Consider the following 24,398-nt stretch of genomic DNA (forward strand, 5'->3'; position numbering starts at 1 on the left):
TTCCCGGCCTTTTTATTGGGCAAAACCGTGAATACATTAGAACAAACAATCGGCAACACGCCTCTGGTGAAGCTACAGCGTCTGGGACCAGATAACGGCAGCGAAATCTGGGTCAAACTGGAAGGGAATAACCCGGCCGGTTCGGTAAAAGATCGCGCCGCGCTTTCGATGATTGTCGAAGCGGAAAAGCGCGGCGAAATTAAGCCCGGCGATGTATTGATTGAAGCAACCAGCGGCAATACCGGCATTGCGCTGGCGATGATCGCCGCGCTTAAAGGCTATCAGATGAAGCTGCTGATGCCAGATAATATGAGCCAGGAGCGACGTGCGGCCATGCGCGCCTACGGGGCGGAGCTGATTCTGGTCACCAAAGAGCAGGGGATGGAAGGGGCTCGCGATCTGGCGCTGGCGATGGCCCAGCGCGGTGAAGGCAAGCTGCTGGACCAGTTCAACAATCCGGACAATCCCTATGCCCACTACACCACTACCGGGCCGGAAATCTGGCGGCAGACAGAAGGGCGGATAACCCATTTTGTCTCCAGCATGGGCACCACCGGCACCATTACCGGCGTTTCCCGCTTTCTGCGCGAACAGGCTAAAGCGGTGAGCATCGTGGGGCTGCAGCCGGAAGAGGGCAGCAGTATTCCCGGCATTCGCCGCTGGCCTGCCGAATATATGCCGGGGATTTTTAATGCGCGGCTGGTGGATGCGGTGCTGGATATTCATCAACAGGACGCGGAAAACACCATGCGGATGCTGGCGGTGCAGGAAGGGATTTTCTGCGGTGTGAGTTCAGGCGGCGCGGTGGCGGGCGCGCTACGCATTGCCCGTGAAAATCCTGGCGCGGTAGTGGTAGCGATCGTTTGCGATCGCGGCGATCGCTACCTTTCGACCGGCGTATTTGGCGAAGAGCACTTTACCCAGGGCGCGGGGATCTAAACCTCGGGGGCGTCGAGCCGGTGTTGGATTAATTTCCCTTTGCTGCGACCGTTTTATCCGTCTCGGCGATCAATGTATGCAGATAAGGCTGCGCGTTTTCGTCGCTTTTGCCGGGGATTTTAACGATATAGGGCTTGCCGGTGATCGACGATGATGAGGCCACTTTATCAATAAACTGCTCGGCGGTGTTGATGCGGTTACGGGTATTACCTAATTTTAGCCGCAGGTGTGACACTGCCTCCTCGCAGGTATGGGCATCGCCATTGCGCACAAAGATCAAATCTTTCTTTTGCGCCAGGGCATCAAGCATGGCGTTAATACGCGCTTCTTCATAGGTATTGAGTCTGGCAAAAGCAGGGAGCGCGAGAAGCAGCGCCATAACTGCGCAGAGGATGTTCTTCATCTTGAGTACCTTCCATATTGGTTTGTTCGATAAGTCTACTCTCTTCGCAGTCAGGAAATGCATCTTTAAGAAAAACGGCTGTTTTCGGTTATTTTTCCGTCAGCTTATCAAGAAATGTCCACAGCTTCTGATTCATTTCGCGGTAATCCCAGGCGCGCATCTCCTGTTCGCTGCGGATGAAGCGTCTGCCTCTGGCGGCGCTGAGCTCCTGCTGTGAATGGGCGATCAGCAGTTCGATGACCTCAGCGTCAAATTCCATATGGCACTGGAAGCCATAAACCCGATCGCGATATTTCACAATTTGCCGCGGGCAGCCTTCGCTGGAGGCCAGCACCTCCGCTTCCGGCGTCAGGCCAGGCATATCGTTATGCCAGTGGCCCACGACCAGCGACGGGCCAAAATGGGCCAGTTTGCCGTCCTGCAGGCCGGCGGTGGTGAGCGTTATCGGAAAGTGGCCAATCTCTTTTTCCGGACTTTGCATGACCGGCGCGCCCAGCGCTTCGCCGATAAGCTGCGAACCGAGACAAATCCCCACCACGATCCGCCCGGCGGCAATGGCCTGCGCAATCAAACGCTGCTCGGCGTGGGTATCAAAATATGGGCATTCGGCTAGGGTGGTACGCGGAGATTGCGGGCCGCCCAGCACTACCAGCATATCAAAGGCGTTAGCATTTTCCGGTAGCGCATCCCCGGCATAAACCCGCGACCAGCTGGTATCGTAACCGCGCGCCTGCGCCCAGTGCAGATAAGCTCCCGGCGCTTCAAAGACTTCATGGACGATAAAGTGGATCTGCATAGCGTTAACTCCCGTCACTGTTGTTGTAATATCTGACATAAGTCACTGGCGAGCTTATTAATTTCTTCATCGCTGAGCGTAGCAAGTGACAGCCGCAGCCCGTGTGAAGGGGCGCGAATTCCGAACGTTTCGCCTTCGCGGACCAGCCAGCCAGCATGCGCCAGGCGAAGCGCTACCGGCTGGCTTGGTTCCTCCAGCGGAAACCAAAAGTTCAGGCCGTCTCCTGGCGTCAGGTGGGTTATCCCGCAGCGAGCGAGCGCGGCGATCAGCTTTTCATGTTGCCGACGATAGTGGCGGCGACTCTCCGTCAGCGATGCCATAAATGCGTCATCATTAAGACAAGCGATGACCAGATCCTGCAGCAGATGGCTGACCCACTGGCTACCGGAATTAAGCCTCAGGCGCAGCGCCGCCGACGTTTCGCAATCGCTGGCAACGATAGCCAGACGCATGTCCGGCCCAAGGGTTTTCGACAGCGAGCGTACCAGCGCCCAGCGCCGGCTTTCGGCGGCCAGCGGAGAGTGCCAGGGCGTTGAGGAGAGCAGGGCGAAATGGTCATCAATAATCACCAGAACCTGCGGATAGCGGGCCAGGATATCGCGTATCGCCCGGGCGCGGGGCTCGCTAAGGCTACAGCCCGTCGGATTATGTGCTCGCGGGGTGATGATCACCGCCCGGGCGCCGTTGCGCAGCGCCTCCTCAAGGGCATCAGGCTGCATGCCTTCAGCGTCGACCGGTACCGGCGAGGGGGTGAAGCCGGCATAGCGCAGCATATTAATGCTGCTGAGAAAGCAGGGATCTTCGATAGCCACGCTATCGCCCGGCAGCAGCAGGGCGCACAGCAGACGTTCGAGCGCATCGATAGCGCCGCTGGCGAGGTTAATCTCCGCGTCCACGCCTGAATCTTTGCTCATCCAGGCATGGGCCCACGCGGCCAGCCGTGGGTCAACCGCCGCATCGCCGTACAGGCGTGGAGCGGCGGCGATAGCGCTGAGGTAGTTTTTGACGTTCGCCAGGCGCGTGGGATCGGGGTTGCCGCTGGAGATATCTTTTAGCGGCGAAGAGGGATCGCCACCTTCAAGGGCGGGAAGCGTATTATGCGTCTTAATGGCCGTACCGTTACGCCCCTGGCTAATGGCCAGACCGGAGGTCACCAGTCGCTTATAGGCGGCGGCGACCGTATTGCGGTTAACCGACAGCTTGCCAGCCAGTTCGCGTACCGGCGGCAAAACATCGCCAGGTTTGAGTACGCCGCTTTGCACCAGATGGCGGATATTATCGAAGATCTCACTGGCAGTTTTTCCAACGATCATTATTGACCTATGACAAAATGAAATTTAGCATAGGACGAATGATAATCAGAGTATGACCCGCTGTCCAGCGGGGGGGAGAAAGGATGGGCCAGCAGGATGAAATACAATCGGTGCTCTTCAACGATAAAAGTCGGGCACTACAGGTCGATATCGTGGCCGTGCAGTCGCAGGTGGTCTACGGCAGCGTAGGAAACAGTATTGCGATACCGGCGATAAAGCAGCACGGCCTGCGGGTTATCGCGGTGCCGACGGTGCTGTTCAGCAATACTCCGCACTATGACACCTACTATGGCGGCGTCATCCCGGAAGAGTGGTTTGCCGGTTATTTAAAGGCGCTGGAGGAGCGTGACGCCCTGCGCGAGTTGCGGGCGGTCACGACCGGCTATATGGGAAGCGCGGTGCAGATTAAGCGCCTTGCGCAATGGCTGCAGCGCATTCGCGAGCATCATCCCGAGCTGTGTATTCTCGTTGATCCCGTCATTGGCGATGTGGATAGCGGTATTTATGTTAAGGCCGAGATTCCGGAAGCCTATCGTACTCATTTGCTCCCGCTGGCACAGGGAATCACGCCCAATCTGTTTGAGCTGGAGACGCTAAGCGGACTGCCTTGCCATAATCAGCAGGAGGCGATTGTCGCCGCCCGCAGCCTGCTCTCGGATTCGTTGAAATGGGTCGTTATTACCAGCGCGCCGGGAGCGGATAGCGCCACGATCAACGTGCTGGTGGTTAGCGCAGAGTCGGTCGAGGTGATCGAACATCCGCGCGTAGAAACCGACCTTAAGGGAACGGGCGATCTTTTTTGCGCCGAGCTGGCGAGCGGCCTGGTGTGCGGAATACCGCTGGGTGATGCCGCTCATGCCGCCGCGCAGCGGGTGCTGGCGGTAATGACCTGGACCGATGAACAGGGCTGCGACGAGCTTATTCTTCCGCCGTCAGGAGAGGGGATATGAAGAGCTATCGTTTAGTGGTTCGTCAGCAGGGAAGAGTCGTCGGCCATTTTGAGACGACCGGCAGCGAAGCGCTGGAGGATGTTTGCGAAGTGGGGTCGCTATTTGGCGCCGTTGGCGGATATCAGTGTGATTTACAGGTTTCTGATAGCGAGAAGCGGATTCTGGAAAGCGGCCCTGAGGGGATGAAAATACTTTCACGGGAGAAGTGCTATCGGCCATTCAAAGCGGCGAGATAAAAAAATGGCGCCCTGAGAGGCGCCATTCTTCTGCGGCAAGAATTACTTCTTGATGCGGATAACCGGAGTTTCACCCACGGTTACGCTACCGGACAGTTTGATCAGCTCTTTGATCTCGTCCATGTTAGAGATAACAACCGGAGTCAGGGTAGACTTGGCTTTCTCTTCCAGCAGCGGCAGATCGAATTCGATAACCGGGTCGCCGACTTTCACACGCTGGCCTTCTTCAGCGATACGTTTGAAGCCTTCGCCTTTCAGTTCAACGGTATCAATACCGAAGTGAACGAATAGCTCGATGCCGCTATCAGATTCGATTGAAAACGCATGGTTGGTTTCAAAAATTTTACCGATGGTACCATCTACCGGCGCAACCATTTTGTTGCCAGTAGGTTTGATAGCAATGCCATCACCCACAATTTTTTCCGCAAACACTACATCCGGCACGTCTTCGATGTTGACGATCTCGCCAGAGAGCGGGGCTACAATCTCAATAGTTCCGGTGTCTTTTTTGTCATCAGAAACCAGAGATTTCAATTTATCGAACAAACCCATGATCTTCTCCTAAGCAGTAATTTGGGCCGCGCATCTCGTGAATTAGCAGATTGTTTTTTCTTCAATGAACTTGTTAACCAGCGTCATTAACTCGTCCGTTGTCGGTTGAGCAAGAGCCTGCTCTGCTAATACCTTCGCATCTTCGAAGTTCGTGTTACGAATAATCTTCTTAATGCGCGGGATGGAAATGGCGCTCATAGAGAACTCGTCCAGACCCATACCCAGCAACAGAAGTGTAGCACGTTCATCGCCCGCAAGCTCACCGCACATGCCGGTCCATTTGCCTTCAGCATGAGAAGCATCAATAACTTGCTTAATCAGCGTCAGCACAGACGGGGACATTGGCTGGTAAAGATGTGAAATCATATCATTACCACGGTCAACTGCCAGAGTATACTGCGTTAAATCATTGGTACCGATACTAAAGAAATCAACTTCTTTGGCTAAGTGACGTGCAATAGTCGCAGCGGCAGGGGTTTCCACCATTACGCCAATCTCGATTGCTTCGTCAAATGCTTTACCTTCGTCGCGCAGTTCCTGCTTGTAGATTTCGATCTCTTTTTTCAGTGCACGCACTTCTTCAACAGAGATGATCATCGGGAACATGATGCGCAGTTTACCGAAAGCAGAGGCGCGCAGGATGGCACGTACCTGGTCGCGCAGAATTTCTTTGCGATCCATGGCGATACGCACGGCGCGCCAGCCGAGGAACGGGTTCTCTTCTTTCGGGAAGTTCATGTACGGCAGCTCTTTGTCGCCGCCGATGTCCATGGTACGAACAATAACGGCCTGAGAGCCGCATGCTTCGGCAACCGCTTTATAAGCCGCGAACTGTTCTTCTTCAGTTGGCAGCGAATCACGGTCCATGAACAGGAATTCAGTACGATATAAACCAACGCCTTCTGCGCCGTTACGCTCGGCACCTTCAACGTCGCGTACGGTACCGATATTGGCGCAAACTTCAACCTGATGGCCGTCCAGCGTAATTGCCGGCAGGTCTTTCAGCTTAGCCAGTTCCGCTTTCTCTTCAGCGACCTGAGCCTGCAGGTTACGCAGCTCTTCGATCTGCTGGTCGCTCGGGTTAACCAGAACCTGGTTATTTACAGCGTCGAGAATCAGATAATCGCCGTTTTTCACCTGGCTTGTGACGCTACCGGTGCCCACGATGGCCGGCAGTTCCAGAGAACGCGCCATGATGGAGGTGTGGGAAGTACGGCCGCCCGCGTCGGTGATAAAGCCCAGCACCTTGTTCAGGTTCAGCTGTGCGGTTTCAGACGGGGTGAGGTCTGCGGCAACCAGGATAACTTCATCCTGAATTGCGCTAAGATCGATGATGGCCAGGCCGAGAATGTTGCGCAGCAGGCGCTTACCGATGTCGCGTACGTCAGCAGCACGCTCTTTCAGGTATTCATCGTCCAGTTCTTCCAGGGCAGTAGCCTGACCTTCGATAACTTCATTGGCTGCCGCATCGGCAGTCATGTGCTTATCTTTAATCAGGGCTATGATTTCCTGCTCAAGCTCCTCATCTTCCAGCAGCATGATGTGCCCTTCGAAGATGGCTTCTTTTTCTTCACCGAAAGTTTCACCAGCTTTGGTTTTGATGACCTCCAGCTGGGCGGAGGCCTTGGTGCGGCCGTTCAGAAAACGTTCAACTTCCTGATCAACCTTATCGGCAGAAATTTTCTTCCGGTCGATGACAATTTCATCTTCTTTCAGCAGAAGAGCCTTGCCGAAAGCGATACCCGGGGATGCTAAAATGCCTGAAATCATAACCCTACCTTACTTGTGACTGATATTAAAAAGAACCCGTGAACTTACTCGAGTTCAGCCATCAGTTTAACCAGATGCTCAACTGCTTTTTGCTCATCTTCGCCTTCGGCAGAGAGAGTTACAACGGTACCCTGGGTCAGGCCCAGAGTCTGCAGTTTGAACAGGCTTTTGGCGCTGGCGCTTTTGCCGTTGGAGGTTACAGTGATCTCAGAAGTGAAGCCTTTTGCTTCTTTAACAAACTGAGCAGCAGGGCGGGTGTGCAGACCGTTCGGAGCGGTAATAGTAACTTCTTGCTGGAACATTATATTTCCCCAACTTATAGGTTTAGTGTTGTGGACCTAAAGTTTAGCCTAACGGCCAAACTTTAGCCTGTATCGTTAGCGCCGGCATTACGTGTCCGGCTTCGGCACCAGCAGCTCAGAATCGCTGTGGAAACCTTCAGGCCGTTAACGTCTACCACGTCATTAAACATTATGCCGCTAAAGGAAGACTTGAACCAAATCATAAAATCGATTCAGCTTATGGAAATCCCATTCGGAATAATTTCGCGCATCGAAATAAATGTGCTGGTTAAATACCAGACCCAACGAAGTGAATCAATGCCAGGAGGGGTAAAAGTTTGATGTGCGCCACAAAAAAGCACCTGAAAAGGTGCTTTTTTACACGATATTAACAAGCTGGCATTACTGTTGCAGTTCTTTCTCTGTGAACAGATCCGCAAACAATGCAGTGCTTAAATAGCGCTCACCTGAAGAGGGTAGGATAACCACAATATTCTTGTTGGTAAAGGATTCATCCTCCTGCAGCTTCAGCGCAGCGGCAACGGCGGCGCCGGAAGAGATACCAGCCAGAATGCCTTCCTCTTCCATCAGACGGCGTGCGGTGGAGATCGCCTCCTCGTTGGTGATCGCTACCACTTTATCAACCAGTTTCAAATCCAGGTTGCCGGGAATGAAGCCTGCGCCAATACCCTGAATTTTATGCGGGCCGGGCTTAAGCTCTTCGCCTGCCAGCGCCTGGGCGATAACCGGGGAATCGGTAGGTTCTACGGCAACGGTAATCAGATCTTTTTTACCTTTGGTGCCTTTGATATAGCGGCTCACGCCGGTCAGCGTACCGCCGGTACCGACGCCGGAGATGAAGACGTCGACCTGACCATCAGTATCTTCCCAGATTTCCGGGCCGGTGGTTTTTTCGTGAATTTCCGGGTTGGCCGGGTTGCTAAACTGCTGCAGCAGCAGGAATTTCTCCGGATTGCTGGCGACGATCTCTTCGGCCTTCTGGATGGCGCCCTTCATGCCTTTTGCACCTTCGGTCAGGACCAGATTGGCACCCAGCGCCTTCAGCAGTTTACGGCGTTCGATGCTCATCGTCTCGGGCATCGTCAGCGTCAATTTGTAACCGCGCGCCGCCGCCACGTAGGCCAGCGCGATACCAGTATTACCGCTGGTAGGTTCTACCAGCTCAACGCCGGGTTTCAGCACGCCGCGTTTTTCGGCATCCCAAATCATATTGGCACCGATACGGCATTTTACGCTAAAGCTCGGGTTACGTGATTCTACCTTTGCCAGGATGCGCCCGTTACCGATGCGGTTCAGTCGTACCAGCGGCGTATGGCCGATAGTCAGGGAGTTGTCTTCAAAAATCTTACTCATGGCCTGTCCTTAACTGTATGAAATTTGGGAGTACGGCTTCAGCATACCCGCTTAAAGAATATGCGGAAGTAAGGATTTAGCATATCTATATTCGGAAGGGAAATAATGGCAAGCCAGAAGTAATAAGGAGCGGCATAAGCCGCTCCGAACGAGATAGCGCTATTTCCACATCGCGTGTTTGTCACGGTAGCAATCAACCCACATCGCCGTCGCGCCGCAAATTGCGACGGGCAGGATCACGAGGTTGAGCACCGGGATCATGGTAAACAGGCTGGTCAGAGCGCCAAACTGCATGTTGGTGACTTTGCGGGTGCGTAGCGCCTGGCGCATGGTTTTAAACGGCACTTTATGGTTATCAAAAGGATAATCGCAGTATTGAATCGCCAGCATCCAGGCGCTGAACAGGAACCACAGCACCGGGGCGACGGTCTGGCCGAAACCGGGAATAAAATAGAGAAGCAAAAGGACGATCGCCCGCGGCAGATACCAGGCAAACTTCTGCCACTCGCGCTTCATGATGCGCGGCACATCTTTCAGGATACCGAAAATTCCGACGTCCGGCGGCGTCGCGCCAGTCAGACGCGCCTCAAGCTGCTCGGCCAGCAGGCCGCTAAAGGGCGCGGCAATCCAGTTGGCGATAGTCGAGAAGAAGTAGCCGAACACCAGCAGAATAGAAATGACGACGATGGGCCACAGCAGATAGTTAAGCCATTGCAGCCATTCAGGAACATGGCTCATCAAAGAAGGGATCCAGCTATCCAGTCGCGTGAACAACCACCAGAATGCGCCACCCATCAGCACGATGTTGACGAGTAGAGGGAGGAAGACGTATCGACGGATCCCCGGCAGCCCGATCAGCTTCCAACCCTGCGAAAAATAGTAGACGCCACTGCGCGGGGTCGTTACGGATGATGAAACCATAGTCAGGTGATACTCCTTTTTTAACATCCAGGCTGAATGTCGGGCTATTTTATCGGGTTAGCCGACAATAACCAGTTAGGAAATGTTCGAAAAAACAGCAAAAAGCACGATTTAGTTCATCTTTATGTAGTGAAAGCCCCAGACGCACTTGCACTTGATGTAATCGGCAAATACTCTTAGTGAGTAAATGTTTGCCGTGGTGGCAAGGTGTTAGAACAACAGAGAATATAATGATGCAGGATTTGCGTCTGATATTAATCATTGTTGGCGCGATCGCCATAATCGCTTTACTGGTGCACGGTTTTTGGACCAGCCGTAAAGAACGTTCCTCGATGTTTCGCGATCGCCCACTGAAACGTATGAAGTCTCGCGACGATGAAGAGTCGGAAGGCGACGACTTTGATGACGATGTTGAAGGCGTTGGTGAAGTCCGGGTTCATCGGGCGAGTCATGCGCCGAACGGCGTTCATGGGGAGCATGAAGCTCCTCGTCAGCCGCCGCAGCACCAGTACCAGCCTCCTTATGAGCGTCAGGCGCAGCAGCCTGTGCGCCCGGAAGAGCCTGCCCGTGCAGCGCAGCAGCCGCATCAGCAGCCAGTTCACTCTCAGGCTCCGGTTCAGCAACCGCATTATGCCGCGCCGACGCAGCAGCCGGTGACACAGCCCGTGGAGCCCCAGCAGCCGCCGCAAACGCAGCCACAGCAATCGCCGCAGCCACAGCAGCATGTGCAGCAACCCGTTCAGCATGTGCAGCAGCCGGTTCAACAGCAGCCTGTTGCCGCTCCGCAGCCGCAGCCGACGCCTGAACCTCCGGCCCCTGAGCCGCAGCCGGCAGCGCCGCAGCCTAAAGAGCGCAAGGAGACGGTCATCGTGATGAACGTCGCCGCGCATCATGGCTCGCAGCTTAACGGCGAGCTGCTCATCAACAGTATCCAGCAGGCGGGCTTCAAATTTGGCGATATGAATATTTTCCATCGTCACCTGAGCCCGGACGGTAGCGGCCAGGTGCTTTTCAGTCTGGCGAATATGGTCAAACCTGGCACCTTTAATCCGGACAGCATGGCGGATATGATGACCCCTGGGGTGACTATCTTTATGCAGGTTCCGTCCTTTGGCGATGAACTGCAAAACTTTAAGCTGATGCTGCAGTCCGCGCAGTACATCGCCGATGAAGTCGGTGGCGTGGTGCTGGACGACCAGCGTCGTATGATGACGCCGCAAAAACTGCGTGAATATCAGGACCGCATTCGTGAAGTAAAAGAGGCGAACGCCTGATCCCGCTTTTTGCGTTTAATCTACTTATCCTGAACCCCCGCCCGTCGGGGGTTTTTTATCATTGATGGTGTAATATGGAATCGAACGAACAAAAACTGACTGAACTGCGAACCACGCTTCGCCATCATGAATATCTCTACCACGTCATGGATACGCCGGAAATTCCTGATGCGGAATACGACCGGTTAATGCGTGAACTGCGCGAGCTGGAAGCTCAGCACCCGGAGCTGATCACCCCAGACTCGCCCACCCAGCGCGTCGGCGCCGCACCGCTAGCCTCCTTTAGCCAGATCCGCCATGAAGTTCCGATGCTGTCGCTCGATAACGTCTTTGATGAGGAGAGTTTCCTCGCGTTTAACAAGCGGGTGCAGGACCGTCTGAAAAATAGTGATGATCTTACCTACTGCTGCGAGCTCAAGCTGGATGGCCTGGCGGTCAGTATCCTCTATGAGAACGGCTTGCTGGTACAGGCGGCGACCCGCGGAGATGGAACGACCGGTGAAGATATTACCTCCAACGTGCGTACCATCCGCGCGATCCCCCTGAAGCTACGCGGCGACAATATTCCGCAGCGGCTTGAGGTTCGCGGAGAGGTGTTTCTGCCGCAGGCAGGGTTCGAAAAAATTAATGAAGAGGCCCGGCGAACCGGGGGGAAAGTCTTTGCTAACCCGCGTAACGCCGCAGCAGGTTCTTTACGTCAGCTCGATCCGCGGATTACCGCGAAGCGTCCGCTCACTTTCTTTTGCTATGGCGTGGGCGTGCTGGAAGGCGGCGAGCTGCCGGCCAGCCACTCTGCACGCTTGCAGCAGTTTAAGTTCTGGGGGCTGCCGGTCAGCGAGCGCGTAAAACTCTGCCATACGCCAGAGGAAGTGCTTACTTACTATCGCAAGGTGGAAGAAGATCGACCGAATCTGGGATTTGATATCGACGGAGTGGTGATCAAAGTCGATTCGCTTGCGTTACAGGAACAGCTTGGCTTCGTAGCACGCGCGCCGCGCTGGGCGGTGGCGTTTAAGTTTCCGGCGCAGGAGCAGATGACTTTCGTGCGCGACGTTGAGTTTCAGGTCGGGCGAACCGGCGCCATCACGCCGGTTGCGCGTCTTGAGCCGGTACACGTCGCCGGAGTACTGGTCAGCAACGCGACCCTCCACAATGCCGATGAAATCGAGCGCCTGGGACTGCGCATCGGCGATAAGGTAGTTATTCGTCGTGCCGGAGATGTGATTCCCCAGGTCGTGAACGTTGTGCTCTCAGAACGCCCGGAAGAGACGCGGGAAATCGTGTTCCCAACCCATTGTCCGGTATGCCACTCCGACGTCGAACGCGTTGAAGGCGAAGTGGTAACGCGCTGTACCGGCGGATTGATCTGCGGCGCGCAGCGCAAAGAGTCGCTCAAGCATTTTGTCTCCCGTCGCGCTCTGGACGTCGATGGTATGGGCGATAAAATCATCGATCAGCTGGTAGAAAAAGAGTATGTGCACACGCCAGCCGATCTCTTTCAGCTGACGCCGGGTAAACTCACCGGGCTCGATCGCATGGGGCCAAAATCAGCGCAGAACATCGTGGATGCCCTGGAGAAGTCAAAAGAGACCACCTTCGCTCGTTTTCTTTATGCGCTGGGGATCCGTGAAGTGGGTGAGGCGACGGCAGCCGGTTTAGCGGCCCACTTTGGCACTATTGAGGCGCTTGAGCAGGCCTCGATTGACGATCTGCAAAAAGTGCCGGATGTCGGGATTGTCGTCGCCACGCACGTGCGTAATTTCTTTGCCGAAGAGAGCAACCGCGAAGTTATCGCTCAGCTGCGTAAAGAGGGCGTCCGCTGGCCTGCGCCGGTGGTGGTCAATGCTGAAGAGATTGATAGCCCGTTCGCCGGAAAAACGATTGTTCTGACCGGTAGCCTGAGCCAGCTCTCTCGTGATGATGCGAAAGCGCAGCTGGTTGCGCTGGGCGCGAAGGTTGCGGGCAGCGTGTCGAAGAAAACCGACCTGGTTATCGCCGGGGAGGCTGCGGGTTCTAAGCTCGCTAAAGCGCAGGAGCTGGGAATTGCGGTAATCGATGAAGACGAAATGCTGCGCCTGCTCGGAGAGTCGCGTGGATAAAGAGCAGCTTATTGAAATTGCCAATACGGAAATGCCGTTTGGCAAGTACAAAGGCCGTCGATTAATTGATGTGCCGGAAGAGTATCTGCTGTGGTTTGCCCGTAAGGATCAATTTCCTGCCGGGCATCTCGGCGAACTGATGGCATTAACCCTGTTGATTAAAACAGAGGGACTGACTGGTCTGGTCCAGCCCCTTAAGCGTCCGCGTTAAGCTTCGGAGGCGCGGTTTTTTTCCTGCGCCTGCAATGCTTCGGCCTGGCGCTTATAGCGCCTCGCCAGCACTGCGCACACCATGAGCTGAATCTGATGGAAGATCATCAGCGGCAGCACCATGATCCCCAGGATTGAGGTCGGGAAGAGAATATTGGCCATTGGAATGCCGTTCGCCAGGCTCTTTTTCGACCCGCAGAAGACAATCGTAATTTCATCCGCTTTATTAAACCCACACCTGCGCGCTACAAACACGTTAATAGCTATCACAATTGCCAGCAGCACGATGCTGACAATAACGATGAACAACAGCGATCCGATACCCACTTTGTGCCAGATACCGTTCACGACTGCCTCGCTGAATGCCGAATAAACGACCAGCAGGATAGAGGTCTGATCGGTTTTTGAGATCCACTTTTTATGTTTTGTCACCCAGTTGCCAATCCATGGGCGAGAAAGATGCCCCAGCACAAACGGCAGCAGCAGCTGCAGCATGATTTTACCAACCTGCTCCAGACTCCCGCCCGCGCCGTGCAGATTCATCAGCAGGCCGACCAGCAAAGGCGAAATGAAGATCCCCAGCAGGCTTGAGGCCGAGGCCGAGCATACCGCTGCCGCCACGTTACCGCCCGCCAGGGAAGTAAACGCGATGGCCGACTGGACGGTGGCTGGCAGAATGCAGAGATAAATAAACCCGGTGTATAGCGCCGGATCGACGTTGACAGGCGCCCACCAGGCAAACAGCACGCCAAGCACGGGAAAAACGATAAACGTGCTGCACATGACCCAGAGATGTAAACGCCAGTGGCTTCCTCCGGCAACGATCGCCTCACGCGAGAGTTTGGCGCCGTGCATAAAAAACAGCAGCGCGATGGCGGCGGTAGTTAAATGCTCAAAGAAGGGGACAAATCCGCCGCGAGCAGGAAAAAAAGAGGCCAGCAGGACGACGGTGACTAACGTTAGGGTGAATGGATCAAGAATGCGGAAAAATTTCATAAACGCTCCTGAAAATCGATGTCGCTATTGTGCTTTCTTTAGTTTGAGAAATAAAATCGATTTATTGCATCTATTCATGAAAAAAAGAGATGAATTACTCGCTACGACAGTTGAAGGTTTTTGTGACCGTTGCTCGCGTCAAAAGCTTTAGCCGGGCAGGGGAGAGTATTGGCCTTAGCCAGTCAGCGGTAAGCCATAGCGTCAAAGAGCTGGAGCATCAGACCGGGGTACGCTTGCTTGACCGAACGACGCGCGAAGTGGTGCTTACGGAGGCCGGCCAGCAGCTCGCGGCCCGGCTTGAGCGTCTGTTGGATGAACTAAACGGCACGCTGCGAGAGGCCGGACGCGTCGGGCAGCAGCTGATGGGAACCGTCCGGGTGGCGGCCAGCCAGACTATTTCCGCCCATCTTATCCCGCAGTGCATTGCCGACAGCAACCGTCGTTATCCGGAAATCGATTTCGTACTACACGACCGCCCCCAGCAGTGGGTGCTGGAGAGTATCCGCCAGGGGGAAGTGGATTTTGGCATTGTGATCGATCCTGGCGCTGCTACCGATTTACAGTGTGAGACGGTGCTCGCCGAACCTTTTCTGTTGCTTTGCCGTAGCGATCACCCTTTTGCCGGACGGAGCGCGGTGAACTGGCAAGACCTCCAGCAGCAGCGGCTGGTTCTGCAGGATTATGCTTCTGGTAGTCGTCCGCTGATTGACGCCGCGCTCTCGGGATTTGCCGTTAAAGCGAATATCGTGCAGGAAATCGGTCATCCGGCCACGCTATTTCCGATGGTTGAGTCGGGGATAGGTATCAGTATTTTACCCGCATTAGCGCTGCCGCTTCCTCAGGGCAGCCATTTGCAGGTGAAACGACTCACTCCGGTGGTGGAGCGTCAGCTGATGCTGGCGCGGCGTAAAAATCGCTCGCTTTCAACTGCCGCAGAAGCGCTGTGGGAGGTGGTGCGGCATCAGGCTGGCCAGCTGACCGCTTTGCGCGAGAATGACCCCTTGTATCAGAAATGAAATCAATAGCTTTTTGATATCGAACGTCCGGGAAAACTGTATTGGTAATCGATTGCGTACCCTCGTTATAACATCATGGTAGCCAATTAACTTATCGATTCTTCAGTTTCTAAGGACAGCTTATGAGCGACACGCTTTTTTCACAGAACCCATGGTATAGCGCAGACATCATTCGCGGATATAAGCCGGACTTTATGCCGCGGGTGGCTTTTATTCTTGGTTCGGGTCTTGGGGCGCTAGCGGAGCAAATTGAAGATGCAGTGGCAATTTCATACGAGAAGCTGCCTGGATTCCCGGTGAGTACCGTTCACGGCCATGCCGGCGAGCTGGTGTTGGGAAATCTGGCTGGCGTACCGGTTGCCTGCATGAAGGGGCGCGGGCACTTCTACGAAGGGCGCGGCATGACGGTCATGACCGATGCCATCCGTACGCTAAAGCTTCTGGGATGTGAACTGCTGTTTTGTACTAACGCGGCCGGTTCTCTTCGTCCAGAAGTGGGGCCGGGAAGTCTGGTGGCGCTGAGCGATCATCTTAATACTATGCCGGGTACGCCGATGGTGGGCCTGAATGATGAACGCTTCGGCGAGCGCTTTTTCTCGCTGGCAAATGCCTATGATGCGGATTATCGCGCCGTTCTGCAGCGCGTTGCGGCAGAGGAGGGTTTTCCGCTGACTGAAGGCGTATTTGTCTCCTATCCCGGGCCGAATTTTGAAACGGCGGCTGAGATCCGCATGATGCAAATTATCGGCGGCGATGTGGTGGGGATGTCCGTGGTGCCGGAGGTGATAAGCGCCCGCCATTGCGGGTTGAAAGTGGTGGCTGTTGCAGCGATTACTAATCTGGCTGAAGGTCTGGGCGATGTGAAGTTATCCCACGCGCAAACCCTGGCAGCGGCCGAACTCTCCCGGCAGAACTTTATCAACCTGATCTGCGGCTTCTTACGCAAACTGGCCTGAAAATAATAAATATTGACCCCGCTTGCGGGGTCTTACTTTAATGGCAAGGAACGGAAAAAATGGGTATCGCTTCTCGCTTAAAGCTCATGTCGTTTTTGCAATATTTTATCTGGGGAAGCTGGCTGGTCACCCTGGGTTCTTACATGATCAATACGCTGCATTTCACCGGCGCAAACGTCGGCATGGTGTATAGCTCTAAGGGGCTGGCGGCCATTATCATGCCCGGCATCATGGGGATCATTGCTGATAAATGGCTTCGTGCAGAACGGGCCTATATGTTCTGCCATTTGGTTGGCGCGGGAGTGCTTCTTTATGCGACGACCGTGACCGATCCGGATACGATGTTCTGGGTGATGCTCATTAACGCGATGGTCTACATGCCCACTATCTCCTTGTCTAACAGCGTCTGCTATTCATGTCTGTCGCAGTCCGGCCAGGATCCGGCGACCGCGTTTCCTCCCATTCGCGTTTTTGGCACTCTCGGTTTTATTGCCGCAATGTGGACGGTGAGCCTGATGGGGCTGGAGTTAAGCAGCGCACAGCTATATATCGCCTCTGCCGCGTCGCTATTACTGGCGATTTATGCATTTACGTTACCGAAAATTCCTGTCGTCGAGAAGAAAGCCGGAACCACCCTGGCCAGCCGGCTGGGGCTGGATGCCTTTGTGTTATTTAAAAATCCGCGGATGGCCATTTTCTTCTTTTTTGCGATGATGCTGGGAGCGGTACTGCAAATAACTAACGTCTTCGGTAATCCTTTCCTGCATGATTTTGCCCGCAATCCGGAGTTTGCCGACAGCTTTGTCGTACGTTATCCCTCAATTTTGCTTTCGGTGTCGCAGATGGCGGAGGTCGCTTTCATCCTCACCATACCGTTCTTTCTTAAACGCTTTGGCATCAAAACAGTCATGCTGATGAGTATGCTGGCATGGACGCTGCGCTTTGGCCTTTTCGCTTTTGGCGATCCCTCTCCGTTCGGTTTTGTGTTGCTGCTGATGTCGATGATTGTTTACGGCTGCGCATTCGACTTCTTTAATATTTCTGGATCGGTATTTGTTGAGCAGGAGGTCAGTGCCAATATTCGCGCCAGCGCCCAGGGCCTATTTATGACCATGGTGAACGGCATTGGAGCATGGGTTGGTTCAGTTCTGAGCGGTATGGCCGTTGATTACTTCTCTATTGATGGCGTAAAAGACTGGCAGACTATCTGGCTGGTGTTCGCCGCCTATTCATTACTGCTGGCGGTTATTTTTGCCCTGTTCTTCCGCTATCAACATGAGCCTGAGAAACTTATCAACAAAGCGCTGACGCATTAATCTTCTTCAGCGGCGGAGTTTATACTCCGCCGTTTCATTTTCCAGGATGCAGTGTGGTAACTTTGCGCATTATCCTTCGCCTCAGGAGCGCATGTCCCATGGAACGCACGCATCGTATCGATCTGAAATTATTGCGCTATTTTCTGGCTGTTGCAGAAGAGCTGCATTTTGGTCGTGCGGCTGCCCGTCTGAACATGTCGCAACCGCCGCTTAGTATCCACATCAAGGAGCTGGAGCAGCAGCTCGGTACGCTGCTGTTTGTTCGCCACTCTCGTAGCGTGGCGTTGACCCATGCTGGAAAAATTCTGATGGAGGAGTCCCGCCGCCTGCTTTCCAGCGCCAATCAGGCGCTGGCGCGAGTTGAGCAGATTGGCCGGGGTGAGGCGGGGAGGGTAGAACTGGGCGTGATAGGTACGGCGATGTGGGGGAAAATGCGCCCGGTAATGCGGCGTTTTTTGAAAGAGAACCCTAACGTAGAGGTGCTTTTCCGCGAGAACATGCCCGCCATGCAGATGGCGATGCTGGAGCGACGGGAGCTGGATGCCGGCGTGTGGCGGATGGCGACAGCGCCTACGCCAGGATTTACCAGCCTGCGTTTGCACGAGTCCTCTTTTCTGGTGGCCATGCCGGAGGAGCATCCGCTGGCGATGCTTGAGGCGATCCCGCTTGCGGCGCTGCGTAACGAATATTTTGTTACGATGCCTTCAATACATACCGACTGGACGTTTTTGCAGCGCGTCTGTCAGAGTGCCGGATTCTTGCCGATGATTATCCGTGAAGTGATGGAGCCGCAAACGGTACTGGCTATGGTCAGCATGGGAATTGGTATTACGCTCATTGCCGATAGCTATGCGCAAATGACCTGGCCGGGCGTTGTGTTTCGTCCGCTGGAAGAGCGCATACCCGCTGACTTGTATATTGTCTATGACCAACAACAGGCGACGCCCGCGCTGGAGAAGCTGGTAGCGGCGCTGGTGAATTGATGGTCAGTGCCGGATAGCAAGATGAAGGCCTGTGCCGGTTTCGTATATTGCAGATAGCAAAAAAGCGCCTTTAGGGCGCTTTTTTGCATTGGTGGGTCGTGCAGGATGACTCGCTTCGCTTGCCCTTCGGGCCGTCGCCGCAGGCGGCTCCGTTGTCTCTCTTCGCTACTCGTCTCATCCTGAGACTCGCCCTTCGGGCAACGCTACGCGTTGTACAAAATTGTTCCCGACAATTTTGTCGACTCGAACCTGCAGCAGGTTCGAATCTTTTGAATCGCAGATAGCAAAAAAGCGCCTTTAGGGCGCTTTTTTGCATTGGTGGGTCGTGCAGGATTCGAACCTGCGACCAATTGATTAAAAGTCAACTGCTCTACCAACTGAGCTAACGACCCTAAGTGGTGGGTGATGACGGGATCGAACCGCCGACCCCCTCCTTGTAAGGGAGGTGCTCTCCCAGCTGAGCTAATCACCCACTTCGGTACTTCACATTTTATGACAAGAAATCCAGCTGGCGAGAAAGTGGTGGGTGATGACGGGATCGAACCGCCGACCCCCTCCTTGTAAGGGAGGTGCTCTCCCAGCTGAGCTAATCACCCACTTCTCAATTTCTTGCTACACGGCGGAGACTACGTAAAGTAGTTGGTGGGTGATGACGGGTTCGAACCGCCGACCCCCTCCTTGTAAGGGAGGTGCTCTCCCAGCTGAGCTAATCACCCCCGCTGTGTGGAGTCGCATTATAGGGAGAGTTGAAAATGAGTCAACGCCTTTTCTAAATAATTTGTTTGTTCGTCGTAAAATTAAACAAAACGATCGCAATGTCATCTATGACGCATGATTTATAAACAAAAAGGGTAAAGCTTGACGTTGAAACGGTAACAACATTGAGGAATCAGCCCACGGTGTTAGAATATTCCTCCATAAAATCCAACGAACACTGCCGCGTGTCGGCACCTTTATCAAACGTAAGGCCACTTCATGAAAATCAAAACTCGCTTCGCGCCCAGCCCGACAGGCTATCTGCACGTTGGCGGCGCGCGTACTGCTCTCTATTCCTGGCTTTTTGCACGTAACCACGGCGGTGAGTTTGTGCTGCGTATTGAAGATACCGATCTTGAGCGCTCCACGCCGGAGGCCATTGAAGCCATCATGGATGGTATGAACTGGCTGAGCCTGGAATGGGATGAGGGTCCGTACTTCCAGACCAAGCGTTTTGATCGCTATAACGCCGTCATTGATGAAATGCTGGAAGCGGGCACGGCCTATAAATGCTATTGCTCTAAAGAGCGTCTGGAAGCGCTGCGTGAAGAACAAATGGCAAAAGGCGAAAAGCCACGTTATGACGGTCGCTGCCGCCATGGCCACGAACATCATGCTGATGATGAACCTTGCGTTGTTCGTTTTGCCAACCCGGAAGAGGGGTCCGTTGTTTTTGACGACCAGATCCGCGGTCCGATCGAATTCAGCAACCATGAGCTGGACGATCTGATTATTCGCCGTACCGATGGTTCTCCAACCTATAACTTCTGCGTCGTGGTTGACGACTGGGATATGGAAATCACCCACGTTATTCGTGGTGAAGACCATATCAACAATACACCGCGCCAGATTAACATCCTGAAAGCGCTGAATGCGCCTGTGCCGGTTTACGCCCACGTTTCGATGATTAACGGCGATGACGGTAAAAAATTATCCAAGCGTCACGGCGCGGTCAGCGTTATGCAGTATCGCGACGACGGCTACCTGCCGGAAGCGCTGCTGAACTATCTGGTGCGTCTGGGATGGTCCAGCGGCGACCAGGAAATTTTCTCTCGTGAAGAGATGATTAAGCTGTTTAGCCTGGGAGCGGTGAGCAAATCTGCGAGCGCGTTCAACACCGAAAAACTGCAGTGGCTGAACCATCACTATATCAACTCGCTGGCCCCGGAATATGTGGCAACGCATTTACAGTGGCACATTGAGCAGGAAAATATCGATACCCGTAACGGCCCGCAGCTGGCTGAGCTGGTTAAGCTGCTGGGCGAACGCTGCAAAACGCTGAAAGAGATGGCGGCGAGCTGCCGTTATTTCTATGAAGATTTTGCCGAGTTTGATGCCGATGCGGCGAAAAAGCACCTGCGCCCTGTTGCTCGTCAGCCGCTGGAAGTGGTACGCGATAAATTAGCCGCTATCAGTGACTGGACTGCGGAAAATGTTCATCACGCGATTCAGGCGACGGCTGATGAACTGGAAGTCGGGATGGGCAAAGTCGGGATGCCGCTGCGAGTTGCCGTAACCGGCGCAGGCCAGTCTCCGGCGCTTGATGTGACCGTGCATGCGATTGGCAAATCCCGTAGCGTAGAACGTATCAATAAGGCGCTGGCCTTTATTGCTGAACGCGAAAGCCAACAATCCTGATACTTGAAACAGACATTGCAAAACGGTGGGGATAGCTAACCCCGCCGTTTTTTTTGCCTGCTACTTTGCATCAGTAATACCAAGCCGGGAGAGAAATCCGCTAATCCCCTCGCGCGCAAGAAGATCGCGCAGGTGTAACTGTTCGGTCGGGGTCATCAGGTGCATGGTTTCGACAATCTGCCGCCATATGGCGTCAGCATCATTCACAAAGTATTTGACGGGCTGTTCAGCCAGCTGATTATCTATCGCCAGATGCCGTAGCGCCGGAATATTGGCGAGGAAATCGATAACCTGCTTGTCGATAACGATAAGACGAGCGCGCCCCCCTTTGACTCCGGGTATCGGTTCCGTCCGCCATTTTTGTTCTCTGGCCCAGCGGTTAATGGTTTGTCGGGCGAGGTTAAGACTCTCGGCGAGCTCCGCTGGCGTCATTTTATCTTTAAGTTTCATCATGCTTTCACCGATCGCGGATACCCAGTCGGTTGAGTAATCCGGTGATCCCTTCACGCAACAGCAGCGACATCAGCAACTTTTGCTCACCCGGCGTCATCTCTTTGCACAGCGTAAGAAGCAGAGATTCCAGTTCGTTATCCGTTGCGGAGTAGGGGACCGGGTTTTCGGCCACGCGCTGCGCGCTGCGTATGAATTCGCGAACCTGCTCATTGACATGTACGAGGCGCGCTTTACCGCCCTGAACGCCGGGGCGCGGGGAGGTTTGCCACCCCTCTTTACGTACCCATTTGTTTATGGTTTGCCGACTGAAGCCAGTCAGATGCGCTATTTCTTCAGGTGTCATTCGTTCCTTGAGCATACTATTTCCTGAGTAAATATGTGGGAATTAGTTGCACATGTTATAGCATCCTTTTACAGGAAAGAGTGACATGTTTAGCTTCTGGCTGCGATAAGGCTCGCAATGTCAGCCGTTTGCCTGCTTTTTCAGCGATCAAATTGCGGGGATTCATTTTGCCGTTGACACCTGACGAAGGAATTCATATTATGCCGCCCGTCAACACGACACGCTTTACGTTACGGGGCTATAGCTCAGCTGGGAGAGCGCTTGCATGGCATGCAAGAGGTCAGCGGTTCGATCCCGCTTAGCTCCACCAAATCCTGCACCCAGCAGATTTGGTTCGTAAAGAGGTCATGTGGGGCTATAGCTCAGCTGGGAGAGCGCTTGCATGGCATGCAAGAGGTCAGCGGTTCGATCCCGCTTAGCTCCACCAAATTCCGAACCCTCGCTGCGGCGGGGGTTTTTGTTTTTATCAGGGAAATGTAAAGTACTTTCTGAATAAGTCAGTAAATCTCCGCGTTAAGTAATTTCAGATTTTTTCACTATTTAAAATCTTGCCTGCCTTTATTAAGCAACATAATATTTGCTGCCTAAATATATTTGTTGCCGCAGGAGTTTTAATTAACAATAATGATTGATCATTTTAACATTAAGATCAAAAAAACTCTGCTGGCCCTTCTGGTCTGCTTTATAGCCATTCCGCTGTCCAGATTTATTTCTCCTCAAACTATTATTGACGGAAATCAAATTTATCTGGCATGGCTGCCGTTGAGCTTAATGTATGCTGTGCTTTTTATTTTTGGCCGCTATGCCGTTGCTCCATTGGTAATCGCGTTTGCGATTACCAATGCCTGGATAATCGATCTGACCTTCACTCAGGCGGTCATCCTGCTTTTTTGCCAGCTCTTCTCGGTATTCCTTTCCTGCGCTATTGTCCGTTATCAGCTTGGAAGGCGCTGGCGCGCCGGGCTGACGGCGAAACATATGGGCGTGAGGGTTTTCTGGGGCGGTTTCTTCGCGCCAATTCTGCTCAAGATCACAATGTATCTGGCGGGGCGCTTCTTTTCGTTTCCGCTGGCGATTTCCAGCTATTTCGGCAATATGTCGGTTATCTACACCGTTATCGATATACAGAGCCTGATTAGCGCTGCGTTAATTTTTACGACCTTCTTTTATTATCCGTTGCGGATGATTATCAGTCCGCGATATGCGCGAGTATTCTGGCGCAATCTTTGTCATTCATGGCAAGTGCGCGAGCAGCGAGTATTTACGCTGTACTGGTTTGTAGCGCTGGCGGCAATATTACTGGTGCTATGTACGCCTTATGATTCTGTTTTTATTGCTGGTTATTTAGTTCCTCTTATTTTCATTTTGTACTTTATTGGTATTAGTCGTCTGGCGCATACGCTGATTCGCATTTCGTGGTCCGTTTCAGCATTTTTACTCGTGGCCTATAACCAGAATTTTTTGCATGGGGTACAAACTGAATATTCCCTGTCATTTGTGCTTTCGGTGCTAATTTGTTTCACTATCTGTCTGTTTTATATGGCGGATATCTACGCGCGCAGTGAAAGAATGAAGTTCAGATGGCGAGACCAGGCGGAAGAAGATCCGCTAACCGGTTTGCCCAATTTGCGTGCGCTGGAGAGTCATCTGCAGCGTAACCCCGCGGTTGCTATAAGCAGCCTGCGAATACAGAATCTGGATTTCCTTAGCCGCCATTACGGCATGATGATGAGGGTTGAGAGCAAACGGCAAATCGCCTGTAAGCTACAGCCGCTATTGTCTCAGGGAGAGCGGATTTTTCAGCTTCCCGGTAGTGAGCTATTGCTGGTGCTAAACGGCCCTGAACCTGAGGCGCGTTTAAATCATATCGTTTCCACGCTTAACCATAAAAAGTTTAGCTGGAACAACCAGACGTTGGATCTCGAGTTTGGCGCATCGTGGGGAGGCTATAGCGGTACCGAATCGGATATTCACCCGATGCTTGGTCAGCTTAGCTGGCTATCGGAGCAGGCCGGCGCGGCTCGTCGCGTGTTAGCGCTTGACGCCGCTCAGGAACAGATTTCCGATCAAACAAGCGAACAGGTCCGGCTGCTGGCGCAGATTAAGCAGGCGCTTAACGAGCGCGGTCTGGTACTGTATGCCCAACCCATCCGCGATGCCGCAGGAAAGGGATACTACGAAGTTCTTTGCCGTATGCGCTGCGGTAATAACATCATTACGCCCGATAAGTTTATTCCGCCGATCGCGCAGTTTAATCTGAGCCAGCGCTTTGATATGCAGGTACTGGAAACGCTGTTCAGCTCGCTCAGGCACCATCAAGGGCAGCACTTCTCCGTGAATCTGCTGCCCTATACGCTGATGCAAAAGGATAGCGCAACGCAAATTATCTCGCTTTTTAAACGCTATAACCTGTCGGCGGAGGCGATAACGATTGAAGTCACCGAAGAGCAGGCGTTTTCCGATGTGGAAACCAGTATGTATAACATACAGCAGCTGCGAGAATTCGGCTGCGCTATCGCTATCGATGATTTTGGCACCGGCTACGCTAACTATGAGCGGCTGAAAAGCCTGCAGGCCGATATTTTAAAAATTGACGGTTGCTTCGTGCGGGATATCGAAACCGATCCGCTGGACGCCATTATGGTCAAATCGATTATCGAAATGGCTAAGGTTAAAAAGATGAAGGTGGTGGCGGAATACGTTGAAACGTCGGAGCAGCGGGAAAAACTTCTTCAGCTAGGGGTCGATTACCTCCAGGGGTATCTGGTAGGTAAACCGCAGCCGCTGAGCGAGCTGCGGACGTAAAAAAGCCGGGACTTGCCC

Annotated in this window: 23 protein-coding genes and 6 tRNA genes; 14 read left to right on the top strand and 15 right to left on the bottom strand. The window is 53.5% G+C overall.

Features of this window, described 5'->3' with window-relative positions; translation table 11 throughout:
* Positions 1–27 precede the first annotated feature (27 nt).
* Positions 28–939: a cysteine synthase CysM gene (gene cysM, locus K2184_RS06780; protein ID WP_024274538.1), complete on the top strand. Its 912-nt coding sequence runs from the start codon at positions 28–30 to the stop codon at positions 937–939.
* Positions 940–967: 28 nt separating this feature from the next.
* On the opposite strand, the gene K2184_RS06785 is transcribed toward cysM, so the two are convergent.
* The 3 genes from K2184_RS06785 to ptsJ all read right to left on the bottom strand — a co-directional run bounded on the left by K2184_RS06785 (position 968) and on the right by ptsJ (position 3,451).
* Positions 968–1,342 (bottom strand): YfeK family protein, encoded by a 375-nt coding sequence (locus K2184_RS06785; protein ID WP_016809553.1) that lies wholly within the window; start codon positions 1,340–1,342, stop codon positions 968–970.
* A gap of 88 nt (positions 1,343–1,430) precedes the next feature.
* Entirely contained in the window at positions 1,431–2,138 is a 708-nt protein-coding gene (locus K2184_RS06790; RefSeq protein ID WP_004104342.1) for a type 1 glutamine amidotransferase, read from the bottom strand.
* 14 nt (positions 2,139–2,152) lie between these two features.
* Positions 2,153–3,451, bottom strand: coding sequence for a transcriptional regulator PtsJ (gene ptsJ, locus K2184_RS06795; RefSeq protein WP_004114331.1), 1,299 nt, complete (start codon positions 3,449–3,451; stop codon positions 2,153–2,155).
* 83 nt (positions 3,452–3,534) lie between these two features.
* Between ptsJ and pdxK the strand changes: the two genes are divergently transcribed.
* Positions 3,535–4,401 (top strand): pyridoxine/pyridoxal/pyridoxamine kinase, encoded by an 867-nt coding sequence (gene pdxK, locus K2184_RS06800; RefSeq protein WP_023329892.1) that lies wholly within the window; start codon positions 3,535–3,537, stop codon positions 4,399–4,401.
* Positions 4,398–4,637 (top strand): hypothetical protein, encoded by a 240-nt coding sequence (locus tag K2184_RS06805; RefSeq protein ID WP_004104337.1) that lies wholly within the window; start codon positions 4,398–4,400, stop codon positions 4,635–4,637. The genes pdxK and K2184_RS06805 overlap by 4 nt, the downstream gene beginning before the upstream one ends.
* Before the next feature lie 42 nt (positions 4,638–4,679).
* Here the strand turns inward: K2184_RS06805 and crr are convergent, their stop codons facing one another.
* The 5 genes from crr to cysZ form a co-directional block, all read right to left on the bottom strand.
* Entirely contained in the window at positions 4,680–5,189 is a 510-nt protein-coding gene (gene crr, locus K2184_RS06810) for a PTS glucose transporter subunit IIA (protein WP_000522253.1), read from the bottom strand.
* 42 nt (positions 5,190–5,231) lie between these two features.
* A complete protein-coding gene (gene ptsI / locus K2184_RS06815) occupies positions 5,232–6,959 on the bottom strand; it encodes a phosphoenolpyruvate-protein phosphotransferase PtsI (RefSeq protein WP_004104336.1) in 1,728 nt (575 codons plus the stop codon).
* Positions 6,960–7,003: 44 nt separating this feature from the next.
* Positions 7,004–7,261: a phosphocarrier protein Hpr gene (gene ptsH / locus K2184_RS06820; protein WP_002913505.1), complete on the bottom strand. Its 258-nt coding sequence runs from the start codon at positions 7,259–7,261 to the stop codon at positions 7,004–7,006.
* Positions 7,262–7,642: 381 nt separating this feature from the next.
* On the bottom strand, positions 7,643–8,614 hold the full coding sequence (gene cysK, locus K2184_RS06825) for a cysteine synthase A (protein ID WP_004104335.1): 972 nt from the start codon (positions 8,612–8,614) through the stop codon (positions 7,643–7,645).
* A gap of 159 nt (positions 8,615–8,773) precedes the next feature.
* Complete coding sequence (gene cysZ, locus K2184_RS06830) at positions 8,774–9,535, bottom strand: sulfate transporter CysZ (protein ID WP_004104334.1); 762 nt, start codon at positions 9,533–9,535, stop codon at positions 8,774–8,776.
* A gap of 230 nt (positions 9,536–9,765) precedes the next feature.
* Between cysZ and zipA the strand changes: the two genes are divergently transcribed.
* The 3 genes from zipA (at position 9,766) to K2184_RS06845 (ending at position 13,119) form a co-directional block, all read left to right on the top strand.
* Positions 9,766–10,809 (top strand): cell division protein ZipA, encoded by a 1,044-nt coding sequence (gene zipA / locus K2184_RS06835; RefSeq protein ID WP_196557103.1) that lies wholly within the window; start codon positions 9,766–9,768, stop codon positions 10,807–10,809.
* Between the two features lie 74 nt (positions 10,810–10,883).
* Positions 10,884–12,908 carry an NAD-dependent DNA ligase LigA gene (ligA, locus tag K2184_RS06840; RefSeq protein WP_016809558.1) on the top strand — a complete coding sequence of 675 codons (2,025 nt, stop codon included), beginning with the start codon at positions 10,884–10,886 and terminating at the stop codon, positions 12,906–12,908.
* On the top strand, positions 12,901–13,119 hold the full coding sequence (locus tag K2184_RS06845; RefSeq protein ID WP_004104331.1) for a DUF3820 family protein: 219 nt from the start codon (positions 12,901–12,903) through the stop codon (positions 13,117–13,119). The genes ligA and K2184_RS06845 overlap by 8 nt, the downstream gene beginning before the upstream one ends.
* Here the strand turns inward: K2184_RS06845 and K2184_RS06850 are convergent.
* Positions 13,116–14,114, bottom strand: coding sequence for a bile acid:sodium symporter family protein (locus K2184_RS06850; RefSeq protein WP_004104330.1), 999 nt, complete (start codon positions 14,112–14,114; stop codon positions 13,116–13,118). The genes K2184_RS06845 and K2184_RS06850 overlap by 4 nt on opposite strands.
* Before the next feature lie 89 nt (positions 14,115–14,203).
* Between K2184_RS06850 and K2184_RS06855 the strand changes: the two genes are divergently transcribed.
* From K2184_RS06855 to K2184_RS06870, 4 genes are all read left to right on the top strand, one after another.
* Complete coding sequence (locus tag K2184_RS06855; RefSeq protein ID WP_004114320.1) at positions 14,204–15,130, top strand: LysR family transcriptional regulator; 927 nt, start codon at positions 14,204–14,206, stop codon at positions 15,128–15,130.
* A gap of 122 nt (positions 15,131–15,252) precedes the next feature.
* Positions 15,253–16,086: a xanthosine phosphorylase gene (gene xapA / locus K2184_RS06860; protein ID WP_163525764.1), complete on the top strand. Its 834-nt coding sequence runs from the start codon at positions 15,253–15,255 to the stop codon at positions 16,084–16,086.
* A 59-nt stretch (positions 16,087–16,145) separates the two neighbouring features.
* Entirely contained in the window at positions 16,146–17,402 is a 1,257-nt protein-coding gene (locus tag K2184_RS06865) for a nucleoside permease (protein ID WP_004104319.1), read from the top strand.
* A gap of 98 nt (positions 17,403–17,500) precedes the next feature.
* Positions 17,501–18,385: a LysR family transcriptional regulator gene (locus K2184_RS06870; protein WP_004104318.1), complete on the top strand. Its 885-nt coding sequence runs from the start codon at positions 17,501–17,503 to the stop codon at positions 18,383–18,385.
* A 316-nt stretch (positions 18,386–18,701) separates the two neighbouring features.
* Here the strand turns inward: K2184_RS06870 and K2184_RS06875 are convergent.
* The 4 genes from K2184_RS06875 to K2184_RS06890 all read right to left on the bottom strand — a co-directional run bounded on the left by K2184_RS06875 (position 18,702) and on the right by K2184_RS06890 (position 19,101).
* Positions 18,702–18,777: transfer RNA gene (locus tag K2184_RS06875), tRNA-Lys, on the bottom strand.
* A 4-nt stretch (positions 18,778–18,781) separates the two neighbouring features.
* Positions 18,782–18,857: transfer RNA gene (locus K2184_RS06880), tRNA-Val, on the bottom strand.
* A 48-nt stretch (positions 18,858–18,905) separates the two neighbouring features.
* Positions 18,906–18,981 (bottom strand) — tRNA-Val (locus K2184_RS06885).
* 44 nt (positions 18,982–19,025) lie between these two features.
* Positions 19,026–19,101: transfer RNA gene (locus K2184_RS06890), tRNA-Val, on the bottom strand.
* A 259-nt stretch (positions 19,102–19,360) separates the two neighbouring features.
* On the opposite strand from K2184_RS06890, the gene gltX reads away from it, so the two are divergent.
* Entirely contained in the window at positions 19,361–20,779 is a 1,419-nt protein-coding gene (gene gltX, locus K2184_RS06895) for a glutamate--tRNA ligase (protein ID WP_004104317.1), read from the top strand.
* A gap of 60 nt (positions 20,780–20,839) precedes the next feature.
* Here the strand turns inward: gltX and K2184_RS06900 are convergent, their stop codons facing one another.
* Together K2184_RS06900 and K2184_RS06905 are read right to left on the bottom strand one after the other, a co-directional pair.
* Positions 20,840–21,232, bottom strand: a complete 393-nt coding sequence (locus tag K2184_RS06900; protein ID WP_163525166.1) for a YfeC-like transcriptional regulator — start codon at positions 21,230–21,232, stop codon at positions 20,840–20,842.
* Between the two features lie 4 nt (positions 21,233–21,236).
* Entirely contained in the window at positions 21,237–21,590 is a 354-nt protein-coding gene (locus K2184_RS06905; RefSeq protein WP_004104315.1) for a YfeC-like transcriptional regulator, read from the bottom strand.
* Between the two features lie 219 nt (positions 21,591–21,809).
* Here K2184_RS06905 and K2184_RS06910 point away from each other — a divergent pair.
* From K2184_RS06910 to K2184_RS06920, 3 genes are all read left to right on the top strand, one after another.
* Positions 21,810–21,885 (top strand) — tRNA-Ala (locus K2184_RS06910).
* A 41-nt stretch (positions 21,886–21,926) separates the two neighbouring features.
* Positions 21,927–22,002: transfer RNA gene (locus tag K2184_RS06915), tRNA-Ala, on the top strand.
* Positions 22,003–22,199: 197 nt separating this feature from the next.
* Positions 22,200–24,380, top strand: a complete 2,181-nt coding sequence (locus K2184_RS06920) for an EAL domain-containing protein (RefSeq protein WP_047720813.1) — start codon at positions 22,200–22,202, stop codon at positions 24,378–24,380.
* Positions 24,381–24,398: the final 18 nt, after the last annotated feature.

Origin of the sequence: Klebsiella sp. K5-306, from assembly GCF_051835185.1 — a bacterium.
In the GTDB taxonomy this organism is placed as follows: Bacteria; Pseudomonadota; Gammaproteobacteria; order Enterobacterales; family Enterobacteriaceae; genus Klebsiella; species Klebsiella oxytoca.